Origin of the sequence: Saccharothrix longispora (assembly GCF_030852425.1) — a bacterium.
GTDB lineage: Bacteria > Actinomycetota > Actinomycetes > Mycobacteriales > Pseudonocardiaceae > Actinosynnema > Actinosynnema longispora.
On sequence record NZ_NSDM01000005.1, the window covers coordinates 423,038 to 434,585 of the forward strand.

General features: G+C 74.2%; 10 protein-coding genes. 6 read left to right on the forward strand and 4 right to left on the reverse strand.

The annotated features are described in order from the left end of the window. Positions 1-67 precede the first annotated feature (67 nt). From CKY47_RS15040 to CKY47_RS15050, 3 genes are all read left to right on the forward strand, one after another. On the forward strand, positions 68-238 hold the full coding sequence (locus CKY47_RS15040) for a hypothetical protein (protein ID WP_306746404.1): 171 nt from the start codon (positions 68-70) through the stop codon (positions 236-238). Next, positions 223-789 carry a DUF488 domain-containing protein gene (locus tag CKY47_RS15045; RefSeq protein WP_306746405.1) on the forward strand — a complete coding sequence of 189 codons (567 nt, stop codon included), beginning with the start codon at positions 223-225 and terminating at the stop codon, positions 787-789. The genes CKY47_RS15040 and CKY47_RS15045 overlap by 16 nt, the downstream gene beginning before the upstream one ends. Before the next feature lie 454 nt (positions 790-1,243). Then, the gene (locus CKY47_RS15050) at positions 1,244-1,975 is read left to right on the forward strand and encodes an alpha/beta hydrolase (RefSeq protein ID WP_306746406.1); all 732 of its coding nucleotides are present in this window, start codon (positions 1,244-1,246) and stop codon (positions 1,973-1,975) included. Between the two features lie 78 nt (positions 1,976-2,053). Here the strand turns inward: CKY47_RS15050 and CKY47_RS15055 are convergent, their stop codons facing one another. The 3 genes from CKY47_RS15055 to CKY47_RS15065 all read right to left on the reverse strand — a co-directional run bounded on the left by CKY47_RS15055 (position 2,054) and on the right by CKY47_RS15065 (position 3,740). Continuing rightward, positions 2,054-2,350: a hypothetical protein gene (locus CKY47_RS15055; protein WP_306746407.1), complete on the reverse strand. Its 297-nt coding sequence runs from the start codon at positions 2,348-2,350 to the stop codon at positions 2,054-2,056. A 236-nt stretch (positions 2,351-2,586) separates the two neighbouring features. After that, entirely contained in the window at positions 2,587-2,970 is a 384-nt protein-coding gene (locus CKY47_RS15060; protein WP_306746408.1) for an SH3 domain-containing protein, read from the reverse strand. A gap of 191 nt (positions 2,971-3,161) precedes the next feature. After that, positions 3,162-3,740, reverse strand: coding sequence for a hypothetical protein (locus tag CKY47_RS15065; RefSeq protein WP_306746409.1), 579 nt, complete (start codon positions 3,738-3,740; stop codon positions 3,162-3,164). A gap of 1,186 nt (positions 3,741-4,926) precedes the next feature. Here CKY47_RS15065 and CKY47_RS15070 point away from each other — a divergent pair. Beyond that, entirely contained in the window at positions 4,927-5,739 is an 813-nt protein-coding gene (locus tag CKY47_RS15070) for an SAM-dependent methyltransferase (RefSeq protein ID WP_306746410.1), read from the forward strand. 686 nt (positions 5,740-6,425) lie between these two features. Here the strand turns inward: CKY47_RS15070 and CKY47_RS15075 are convergent. Further along, on the reverse strand, positions 6,426-7,388 hold the full coding sequence (locus CKY47_RS15075; protein WP_306746411.1) for a threonine ammonia-lyase: 963 nt from the start codon (positions 7,386-7,388) through the stop codon (positions 6,426-6,428). A gap of 531 nt (positions 7,389-7,919) precedes the next feature. Here CKY47_RS15075 and CKY47_RS15080 point away from each other — a divergent pair. Beyond that, on the forward strand, positions 7,920-9,668 hold the full coding sequence (locus tag CKY47_RS15080) for an ABC transporter ATP-binding protein (RefSeq protein WP_306746412.1): 1,749 nt from the start codon (positions 7,920-7,922) through the stop codon (positions 9,666-9,668). Beyond that, positions 9,665-11,467 carry an ABC transporter ATP-binding protein gene (locus tag CKY47_RS15085; RefSeq protein WP_306746413.1) on the forward strand — a complete coding sequence of 601 codons (1,803 nt, stop codon included), beginning with the start codon at positions 9,665-9,667 and terminating at the stop codon, positions 11,465-11,467. The genes CKY47_RS15080 and CKY47_RS15085 overlap by 4 nt, the downstream gene beginning before the upstream one ends. Positions 11,468-11,548 lie beyond the last annotated feature (81 nt).

An 11,548-nucleotide genomic window follows, 5' to 3' on the forward strand; every position in this document is an offset into this window, starting at 1 on the left:
GTGTGGCTGCGCGACACGAGCCGGGAGCGCCGGTGGCCGCTTCACCGCCCGTGCCGCCGAACTCGGCGTGCGCAGCACGCTGTCGTTCCAGCTCCACGTCATCGACGACGACCTGGGCGCCCTCAACCTGTGCTCGCGCCACGTCGACGCCTTCACCGAGCAGCCCGAGCCGGGTGGGGCCGAGCGCTGCCGTGCCGATCCGGAGCTGCTTCGACCAACACCGTGGACCACGACCTGACCGCCCCCGCAGCCCGGCCGCCGATCCCACCGCCCGGCCTGGTCACCTTCGGTCACAGCACCGCGGACCGGGGCGCGCTGGCGGAACTCCTCCGGGGGGCCGGCGTCACCGCCGTCGTGGACGTCAGGACGGCTCCGGGCAGCCGTCGCGACCCGGACCTGGCACGACAGCGGTTGGCCGGGTGGCTGCCCGACGAGGGCGTCGCCTACCGCTGGGAGCAGCGCCTGGGCGGCTTCCGCAAGGCGCCGCCGGACTCGCCCGACACGGTCTGGCGCAACGCGTCGTTCCGCGGCTACGCCGCACACACCCGCGCCCCGGGGTTCATCACCGCGATGGACGTCCTCCTGGACCAGGTGGGCGAGGAGCGCACCGCGGTGATGTGCAGCGAAGCGGTGTGGTGGCGGTGCCACCGACGCCTGATCGCCGACTTCGCCGTCCTGGCGCGCGGCGTGCCCGTCCTCCACCTGATGCACGACGGACGCCTCACGGCGCACACCCCGACGCCGGGCGTGCGCCTGCGCGACGACGGCCTGCTCGTGTACGACGCGTGAGGCCGCACCGCGCTCCCACCCGGTCGGGTGCGCAGGGGTACGGGCGCGCCGCTCCAGGTGCTCCCCAGCCACCTTCGGTGGTGCTGCCCCGATGGCCGCCACCAGGGCCCGGTGACACCATCCCCGGGGGGCGGTCGGGCGGGCTGGTGATCCCGGGCGGACGCGCCCGCCGCCGAAGGTGGGCGCGGAGCGGACCGGCCCCGCGTTCGTGGACGAACCCCGCGCGTGCCCGCGGGTCCGCCACGTCCTGCCGACCGCGACCGCCCTCGCGGCGAGCCTCCGCGAAACCCGTTGGCGGCCCGCGGCGACCACTGCTACCTTTCCGGCGGCCGTGCCGGAGAACGAGGAGGTGGTACCCGTGAACGTATCGACATGGGTGCTCTCCTCCGGGATCACGGTCGGGCGATAGGTCGTCCGGGAGCGCCGTTCACGAGCACTCCCGAAAGGCACGACCATGCGATTCACCTCCGAACACCGCCTCGACGACGACGTCCTCGAACGCGGGTTCACGCTCGGTGACATCCCCGGCATCCTGTGGACGCCCGCGGCCGCGGCCGCACCGGCCCCGCTGATCCTGCTCGGTCACCCCGGCGGGCTGCACAGGATGCACCCCCGCTTGGCGGCCCGTGCCCGGCACGCCGCGGCGGAGGGCTTCGCCGCCGCCGCCATCGAGCTCCCCGGGGGTGGTGACCGGCCGCGTTTCGCCGCTGTCGAGGAGGCCCGCGCCGACCTGCTCCGGGTGCTGGAGGCCGGTGAGCCGGTCGACGACGGGATCGTCGACCGGCTCGTCCTCCCGCTGGTCGACGAGGCGGTCCCGGAATTGCGGGACACCCTGCACGCCCTCCTCCCGCTGCCCGGGCTCGGTGGCCCGGTCGGCTACTCGGGAGGGGTGATCGCCATCGGCGTCCGGCTGGCGCTGGTCGAGCCGCGCATCTCGGCCGCCCTCCTGTTCGCCGGGAGCTTCGTGCCCCGCGTCACGTTCGAGGAGGCCCGGCGGGTCACCATCCCGCTCCAGGTCCTGTTGCAGTGGGACGACGAGGGAAACGACCGGCAGATGGCCCTGGACCTGTTCGACGCCTTCGGTTCCGAGGAGAAGACGCTGCACGCCAACACGGGCGGGCACACCGGCGTCCCGCGGTTCGAGGGGGACGACGGGAACCGGTTCTTCGCCCGGCACCTGAGGTGATGGCGGGCCATCACCTCACGCACGACGAAGCCCTTCCGCGCGGCGGAAGGGCTTCGTCCCGTTCGATGCGCGGGCGCGCTAGCCCCCGACCCGGGAGGTCGCGCCGGCCCGTCCGACCTCCGCCGCCGACGGTGCCACGCCGCAGCTGGGGCGATACACCATCCGGTTGGAGCAGCTCGCGAGGTTCCAGTTCATCGCGAGGAACGACCCGGCCGGCGGGTTCGGGTGGAAGTAGTCGTTGACGTTGCAGTCCCAGTAGTAGTCCAGGTTCCCGTGGCTGGCCGCCGCGAGCGACGACTCCGGGCTCTGGCCCATCGGAGCGACGCTCGCGTTGGCCGGGTCGGCCCTCGCGGCGAGCGCCGTCACGGCACTCACCCACACCGTTCTCGGGCGGTTGCGCCGCGGATGGGCAGCAGCGGCGTCGAACCCGCAGCGGTGAGCACATCCGCCGGTGAGGCGACTCCAGCGCTCGACGCGTGGTCGAGCACGGTCGAACGTCTGCGGACACCACCCGCACCCCGACGCGCCACCGACACCGCGTCCTGACCGGCTTCGGCGCGGGTCGGACGCCGCGGCCGTCGAGCCGCGGCGTCCGGTCGTTCCCGAGCGCGTCAGTTGGGGCAGTGGTAGCTGCTGCCGTAGTTCGGCAGCAGGTCGTCACGGACCCAGCCCCGCTTGCCGGTGGTGACGTTCCGCAGGTAGGTCCACGTGTAGCCGTCGTTCGCGCTCGTGTAGCAGTAGTAGTCCAGCCGGTGCGAGGGCTCGATCGTGCCGACCGACGTGCAGGACGTGGACGAGCCGGTGCGGATGCGCGCACCGGAGGTGCCACCCGTGATCCCCGAGATCGGGTCGGAGTTCGGCGGCACCACCGAGCTGTTGCAGGCGTAGTGCTGCACCGTCACACCGTCCCCCTTGGGCGTCTCCGCGTGGGCCGGAGCCGCGATCAGCACCGCCGGCAGCGCCACCCCCGCGACGGCCGCTGCCAGCTTCGACATTCCTCTCATGTCCTCCCCCTTCATCGAAGTTCCCCCAGGCAGGAGCGACTTTCCTCCCGACCGGTGAACTCCACAAGAGTGTTGCGCCAGGGTGAAAACGTCCGGCCCCCACGGCGCCCAGAAGACTCCGATCAGGGAGGACACCTTGCCGCACAGCCATTCCGCGACCGCCGACCTCGTACGCACGACCGTCACGTCGATCGCCGTCCCGCGGTGCGAGGCGGTGCTCGTCGGCCACCGGTTGCGCGACCCCGTTCACCCGCAGGTGTTCCACGACCGGGTCGACGCCGTACGGAACCGGCCGACGGGGCGGCGTCAGGCCACACGGTGGTGCGCCGACGTTCCAGGCCGTGGATGTCGTCACGGTGGTCGTGGTGGCGAGCGGCGGAGGTCTCGTCCCGGCCCCGGCACTCGACGGCGCAGGCGATCCGGCCCGAGGCCGGTGCGGGCACGACCAGGGCCGTGCTCCCTTCGGCATCGGTCAGGGCGATCTGCCGGGTCGTGCTGGTGAACCAGTACCGGGGTTCCCCGGAACGCACGTCGGCCGGCACGTCGGTGGCGGAGCCGAAGACGACCAGCGTCACGTGCGCGGTGTGCTCGCTGGTGACGCTGTTGAGACCGATGCCATCGCCGGCCGACACCGCCGACCCCTCCTCGGGACCCCACTTCGGCCGCGGGTCGTCTTCGAGGCCCTGCGGGTGGCTGACCAGGTAGAAGCGCGAGAACAGCACCCGGACGGAGGTCTCGTGCAATGCCCGGGATTCACCCACGGTGGGTCCCGGGCACACTGTGCCCGTCAACCAGCTCATGGTGCCAGTACCGCCACCAGCCGCCGCCCGCGGATCTCACGGCCCTCGTCGCACAACCGCCCGTCGACCAACTGGCCCCGTCCTCGACCGGTTCGAACTCCGGGAACGCCGCCGGCGCTCCAGCACGACATCCGAACTCCGCGCCAGGCCGCTCAGGGTTGCGCAGATCGTCCAGCAGCCGGAAGGCGGGCCGACATCGCCTCCCCCTTTCCGACAACTCCCCCGCACCGCAACGGACATCCACATCACCCGTTCGGCGCACCCCGCGGTGAACAGCCGGGTGCGCTTGCCCATCGCCCTACCGCCGGTTTCCCGGATCAGCCGAGCGCAGACCCGCGAGAAGATGTTCCGGGAGGCACCTCCGGCCACGGGCGTCCACCCCGTTCGCCGGTGTCGCCGCCGGCGCCGTGCGCACAGGCCCGATCGGCACCACCCGGACGGGGGTGGCCGCGGTGATGCGTCGTGCGCAGCCGGACATGGCACGCCATGAGACGGTGACCGCCGCCGTGGGGTGGGAGCATCGTTGCGAGGGGGAACCGCCGGGATGGAGACGTGATGGCGAACGGCGTGACTCCGGCGGCGGCCGTCATCGCCGGTACCCCCGCGGTTCCGAACTCGGCGCGCCGCGCACCTCGTCGGTGGTCGCCGGGAACGCGCACGCCGTCGTCGGTGTCGGGCGCGCCGCCCGGTCGGCGAGCCCGGACCACCGGTTGCCGGGTGTCGGCCCCGGCGCTGATCTCGCGGATGCTCGACGTCGACCACGGCATCGCGGTGCCCGCCGGGACGGTGGTGGTCACCGCGGGGGTGCCGGGAAGCCGTGGTCATCGTGGCGCGCGCTGTGCGGTGCCCCCGAAGACCGTCTTCAGAGTGGCCCGACGGGTACGCGCCCCCGTGCCCTCCACGTCGTGCCGGACTTCGCCGAGCCGCCTGGTACCCGGATGCCGGCGGCGGGCCGATCGAGGCGGCCGAGAGGCTGTTGGAGCGCTGCGGCATGCTGTGGACCCCGATGAGCTCCTACCGGGACGACGGTCACCGCGCCGCCGTCGTCGTGCGGTCACCTGGAACCGCAGCCGGTCCGCGAGGGCGTGCGCCGGCTGTCCCCCGATCGCCGGAGCGGTGTGATCGAGTCGCCAGAGAAGGGAAACCCATGAGTCATCCGAACTGGACGCCGGACGACGTCGGCGAGTACTACAACGCCCTGACCCCCGCGTCCGACGTGTTCCTCGCCGGCAACGAACACCACGGCTACTGGTACGACGACGAGGACGAGGCGCCCATCGAGGAGGGCTCCGCGCGCCTCACCCGCAAGATCGTCGACACACTCGGTCTGCGCCCCGGCGAGCACCTGCTGGACGCCGGGTGCGGCGCGGGCGCGCCCGCGGTGCTGATCGCCGACGAGTACGGGGTCCGGGTCACCGGCGTCACGATCAGCTCCGTCGGGGCACAGCTGGCCCAGGCACGGGCGGACGCGAGCGGCCTGTCCGACCGGGTGCGGATCGAGGTCGGCGACTACCACGCGCTGACCCACCCCGAGAACCACTTCGACGCCGTGGTCGCGATCGAGTCGCTCATACACGCCGTGGACCTGGACAGGGCGTTGCGGGAGTTCTACCGCGTGCTCCGGCCCGGCGGTCGGATCGCCATCTCCGAGCCGACGAGGTTGTCACCGGAGGTGACGATGCCGTCGATGTACATCCGCGAGCCCGCCAAGGCGGAGGACTTGCTCGAGGCGTTCGTGGCAGCGGGTTTCGTGCTGGAGGAGTGGGTCCACTGCGGCCGCCGCGTGTTCGGTCAGAGCGGCAGGCGTTTTCCGAAGCACGCCGAGTCCCTGCGTGAGGAGTTCGTCGCGCGGTTCGGCGAGGAGGCCTTCCTGGGTCTTCGGGAAGCGATGAAGGGATTGGACCCGGGACCGGAGAACATGAGCTACCTGATCCTCTGCGCCAGGAAGCCCGCCGGGTGAAACACGCCTGGGCACGACTGGGCGAGGACGGGAGCTTCCCGTCCTCGCCCAGTGCTTCCCGGAGGCTGTGCGCGTCGCGTCATGCGGCGGCGTCGGTGGTAGCAAGGCCAGGTGGGCACACCCGGCCGTCGAGGCCGCACTCGGCGAGGCGCCGGTCGACCGTCACTCGCCCACCACCCTGACCACGGCGGCGGCGTGGAATGCCCACCGTCGCCGGACCAGCAGCTCACGATGGGTACGGGTTCGTGTGGACGCAGTCCGGATCGCGCCGGGGACTCGACCCCGCGCGGCAGCTGCCGGTCCTCCGCGTCCGCAGACCGACACGACGACCTCGGAGCGCTACGGCCCCTCCGGTTCTCCGACTCGCCGGCGGAGGCCGCCCACCCGACACGGACAACCTGGTCCCGCGACCGGACGTGCCCCTCCCCTGGAACAGCACCCCGGACGACCGCCGCGCGACGATCACCCGCGTTGGCGACCCCGGCCCGGCCCGGCGCACCGGGTGCGGGGAGACCGGCCCGGCCTGAAGCCGGATGAAGCCTCTGCCGTCGCCACCGTCGGGCAGGCGTCGATCGGCGGCACCGGGAGGACACCCGGCGATCGCTGCGAACGGGACTGGCCCGCCGCCCCCCACCGGTCGAACCCGGCACAGGTACGGACCTCGTCCGGCCGAGTTCCGGTACGGGTCATCCGCGGACCCAACGCTCGTGGGCGTGCGGGTCGACGTTGCCGCCGCAGACGACGGTGACGACGTGGCGGCCGCGGAAGCGGTCGCGGTCCTCCAGCACGGCGGCGACGCCGAGCGCGGCCGAGGGCTCGACGACCAGGTCGGCGTGCTCCAGGAGCAACCGGATGCCCGTGATGATCGACGACTCCCGGACGAGGACCGCGTCGTCGGCCACGGCCAGGAGGTCGTCCAGGACCTCGGGGATGGGGTGGCGCCCGGCGACACCGTCGGCGATGGTGTCGGTCGACTCGGTGGTCACGACGCGGCGCTCGTGCCAGGAGCGGGTCATCGCCGGCGCGCCCGCGGGCTGCACGCAGATCACCTCGACCCCGGGGGCCAGGCTCTTGAGCGCGTAGCCGATCCCGGTGGCCATCGCACCGCCGCCCAAGGCGATCAGGACGGTGTCGAACCCGCGCCGTGCGCGCGCCAGCTCCAGTCCGATCGTCGCGGCGCCCTCGCAGGTCTCCACGTCCAGGCTGTCCTCCAGCAGCCGGACGCCGCGCTCCCGCGCGATGTCCGCCGCCCGCTCGCGGGCCGTTTCGATGTCGCCGTCCACCAGTTCCAGCTCCGCCCCCAGCGCCCGGACCCGGTCCAGCTTGGCGACGGACGCCCGCCGCGATGCCACGACCGTCACGTCGAGACCACGCCGTCGCCCCGACCAGGCGAGCGCCTGACCGAGGTTCCCGGCGCTGGCACACACCACGGCGGCCCGCCCCTGCTCGCCCAGCAGGCTCGTCACCAACTCGGTCGCCCGCCCCTTGAAGCTGCGGACGGGGTTCACCGTCTCCACCTTGACGCTCACCGCGCAGCCGAGGCGGCGTCCCAGTGCCTCGCACGGGTACAGGGGGGTGTCCAGGAAGACGGGGTCGATCACCCGGCGGGCCGCGTGGATCCGGTCGAGGTCGAGTCGCGTCCTGAGCACGCCGGGACGATACACACCGACGACGTCGGTCGAGCGGGCCGCGGGACGGGAACCGCGACATGGGCTGCCCGGAAGCGGTCGGCGCCGGCTCGGCACGACGGAGGCGCATGCCGCCTCTTGACCGGGACTCGTCGTTGTCGCCGACGACCGGGGCGCCGTCCCGCACTCGTCGGCCTGGTCATCCCACGACGTGGTCGCGCCTTCACGAAGGGCTGACCCGGCCGGTCATCACGCGGGCGGAAGCGCGCCTCGACGTCGCGCCACCCGACGGCGGTGAGGCCGTCGGCCACGGTCCGGTTGCTCAGCACCCCGGTCGAAGTAGTCGGCATGTGGTGAAGTGGCGGCGGAACCTGTCGTGGTCGAAGCCGTGGACGACGAGGTCCACGTCCCGGCCGCTCCCGGCGCGCGATCACTGACCCCCTTGCCGTGCGACGTTCTCCGGTGGTCCGGTACCACCACGGCTCCGTTGTGGCGGCGAGCGTCCCGCCGGGGGCGGTGCCGATCCACACGCGACAGCATTACGGTGGCCCGATGCCGGACAACCACGCGTCCGCGGACCGGGTGGCCGAGGGCTGGGCCCCTCCCGCACCCCGCGACACGAGCAGTCCCCTCCGCTTCCTCGTCTGGCTCGCCCGCTCGCAGGCGCGGCGCGTCGCGGCGGGCGCGGCACTGGGCAGCTCCTGGATGGTCGGCCTGGCCGTGCCGCCGTGGGTGCTGTCCCGCGCGGTGGACGACGGCCTCGTCGCGGGCGACACCGCGGCCCTCGTGACGTGGTCGGTGGTGCTGTTCCCGGTGGGGGTGCTCAACGCCGTGCTGGCGATCTCCCGGCACCGCACCATGACGAAGATCCGCATGGACGCGTCGTTCCGCACGGTGCGCACGGTCGTGCGGCACACGGCCCGGTTGGGCTCCTCGCTGTCCCGCCGGGTCGGCACGGGCGAGGTGGTCACCATCGGCATCGCCGACGTGCAGACCGTCGCGCAGTCGATGACGGTGACGGGTCCTGGCTTCGGCGCGGTCGTGGCCTACGCGGCGGTCGCCGTGGTGCTGTTCACCATCTCGCCGCCGCTGGCCCTGGTGGTGCTCGCCGGCGTGCCGCTGCTGGCCGCCGGCGTCGGGCCGCTGCTGCGGCGCGTCGAGCGCACCGGCGGCGACTACCGCGTGCACCAGGGCCGGCTGACGACGCGGCTGGTGGACGTCCTGGGCGGGCTGCGCGTGCTCAACGGCCTGGGCGGCAAGGAGTTCGCGGCCGAGCGCTACGGGCGGCAGTCGCGGGAGCTGGTGGAGCGCGGCTACCGCGTCGGCGGCCCGGCGAGCTGGGTGACCGCGTTGGCGAGCGGGCTGCCCGCGCTGTTCCTGGCCGTGGTGGTGTGGTTGGCGGCGCGGATGACCGCGCGCGGCGAGATCACCATCGGCGACCTCGTGGCGGTGTACGGCTACGTCGCCGTGCTCGTCGTGCCGGTGTCGTTCTTCATCGAGGGCGGCGGCGACATCGCCCGCGCCCTGGTGGCCGCCCGCCGCATCACCGACCTGCTCAACCTGCGGCCCGAGCACGAGGGCGGCGACCGGGCCGCGGTGGACCTCCCTGCCGGCGGCGGACCGCTGACCGACCCCGCGTCCGGCGTCCTGGTGCGCCCCGGCCTGTTCACCGCGCTGGTGAGCGCGCGCCCCGAGGAGGCGATCGCGGTGGTGGAGAGGTTGGGCCGGCTCACCGGCACCGACGCGACGTGGTCCGACGTGCGGGTCGACGCGGTGTCGGTCGACCGGTTGCGGGAACGGTTGGTCGTCGCCGACAACGACGCCGAGCTGTTCGCGGGCACGGTGCGCGACACCGTCGCCGGTCGGCACGAGCCCGACGACGAGCGGGTGCGCGCGGCCGTGCGCACCGCCGTGGCGGAGGACGTCGTGGAAGCGCTGCCCGGCGACCTGGACGCGCCCGTCGCGTCCGGCGGCAGCACCCTCTCGGGCGGGCAGCGGCAGCGGCTGCGCCTGGCGCGCGCCGTCTACGCCGCGCCGGACGTGCTGCTGGCCGTGGAGCCGACCTCGGCGGTCGACGCGCACACCGAGGCCACCGTGGTCGACCGGCTGCGCGAGGCCAGGCGCGGGCTCACCACCGTGGTCACCACGACCTCGCCGCTGGTGCTCGACCGGGCCGACGAGGTGGTCTTCCTGGCCGACGGCCGCGCCGCCGCGTCCGGCGCGCACCGGGAGCTGCTGCGCGACAACGCCGCCTACCGGGACCTGGTGTCCCGCGTGCAGGACGGGGAGGTGGGCAGGTGAGCGCGACGCTGCCCGTGGCGGGCCCGGCCCGGGTCCGGGCCGCGGCGTGGGGCGACCTGCGCGCGGACCGGGCGGCCGTGGCCGGCCTGCTGCTGCTCAACGGCCTGGCCTCCGCGGCGGGCCTGGTCGGGCCGTGGCTGCTCGGCCGGATCGTCGACGCGGTCCGGGCGGGCTCCGGCGACGTGCTGGGCACCGTGGACCGCCTGGCGCTCGGCGTGCTGGTGTTCACCGTCGTGCAGACGTTGCTGGCGCGGTGGGCGCTCGCGGTGGGCTACCGGTTCGGCGAGCGCACGGCGGGCCGGGTCCGCGAGCGGTTCCTGGCGCGCACGCTCGCGTTGCCGCCGTCCGTCGCGGAGCACGTGCCGGCCGGCGAGCTGATCGCCCGCGGCAGCACGGACGCCTCGGTGGTGGCGACGACGCTGCGGCGGGCCGTGCCCGAGGTCCTGGTGGCCCTCGTCCAGGCGTTGTTCCTCATCGTCGCGGTGCTCGTGCTGGACCCGCTGCTCGGCCTGTGCGGACTGGTGTGCCTGCTCGGCGTGGGCGCGGCGCTGCGCTGGTACCTGCGCCGCGCCCGACCGGCCTACCTGACCGAGGCGGCGACCGGGGCGCGGCTGGCCGACGTCGTCACCAGCACCGCGAAGGGCGCCCGCACGATCGAGGCGCTCGCGCTGGAGGGCCGCCGCGCGGAGGCCGCGGACACCGCCGTCGCCGGCGCGCGGGCCGCCCGCCTGCGGACGCTGTGGCTGCGCACGGTGCTGTTCCCGTCGTTCGACGTCTCGTGCGCGCTGCCGGTCGTCGGAGTGCTGCTGGCGGGCGGGGCGCTGCACGCGAACGGCCTGGTCAGCGTCGGCGTGGTGGTCGCGGCCACGGTCTACCTCCGGCAGTTGGTGGGTCCGCTGGACACGCTGGTGGTGTGGGTGGAGCAGTTGCAGGGCGCGACGGCGTCCTACGCGCGGGTCGAAGGGCTGGCGGAAGTGCCGCGCGACGAGCCCGGCCCGGTGGCGGCTCCCGGGAACGACCGGATCGAGGTGAGCGGCGTCCGCTACGCCTACGCGGGCGGCCGGGACGTGCTGCGCGGGGTGGACCTGGTGGTGCGGCCCGGCGAGCGGCTGGCCGTCGTCGGCACGTCCGGCGCCGGGAAGTCCACGCTGGCCCGCCTGCTGGCGGGCCTCGACCGGCCGCGCGCGGGGTCGGTGACCGTGGGCGGGACGCCGGTGGCGGACCTGCCGCCGGACCGGCTGCGGGAGCAGGTGGTGCTGGTGACCCAGGACCACCACGTCTTCCACGACACGGTGCGCGACAACCTGCGAGTGGTGAAGCCGGGCGCCACCGACGAGGAGCTGCGCGCCGTGCTGGCGGCGGTGGGCGCGCGCTGGGTCGGGGACCTGCCGCAGGGCCTGGACACCGAGGTCGGCGCGGACATCAGCCTCGACGGCGCGCGCGCCCAGCAGCTGTCGCTGGCGCGGGTCGTGCTGGCGGACCCGCACACGCTGATCCTGGACGAGGCCACGGCGCTGCTCGACCCGACGACGGCGCGGGAGACGGAGCGGTCCTTGGGGGCGGTCCTGCGCGGGCGCACGGTCATCGCGATCGCACACCGGTTGCAGACCGCGCACGACGCCGACCGCGTCGCGGTGCTGGAGGCGGGCGAGCTGGTCGAGCTGGGCACGCACGACGAGCTCGTCAGCGCGGGCGGTCCCTACGGACGGCTGTGGCGCTCGTGGCACGGCGGGCACGGGGAACCGGGCGGGCGGGACCCGGGAGGACGACCGGGCTCGCCCCGGCAGGGAGGTCGGTGACGGGACGGAACGGGACGCGCCGAGGCCGCCGGAGCCCGAGCCGGTGCCGGGCGCGCACCTGGTGGAGACGCCCGCGCCGGA

Excerpts from the sequence above, each read along its gene's own strand:
- CKY47_RS15050 (WP_306746406.1), top strand. The coding sequence starts at position 1,244 with ATGCGATTCACCTCCGAACACCGCCTCGACGACGACGTCCTCGAACGC.
- CKY47_RS15060 (WP_306746408.1), bottom strand. The coding sequence starts at position 2,970 with ATGTCGAAGCTGGCAGCGGCCGTCGCGGGGGTGGCGCTGCCGGCGGTG.
- CKY47_RS15070 (WP_306746410.1), top strand. The coding sequence starts at position 4,927 with ATGAGTCATCCGAACTGGACGCCGGACGACGTCGGCGAGTACTACAAC.
- CKY47_RS15080 (WP_306746412.1), top strand. The coding sequence starts at position 7,920 with ATGCCGGACAACCACGCGTCCGCGGACCGGGTGGCCGAGGGCTGGGCC.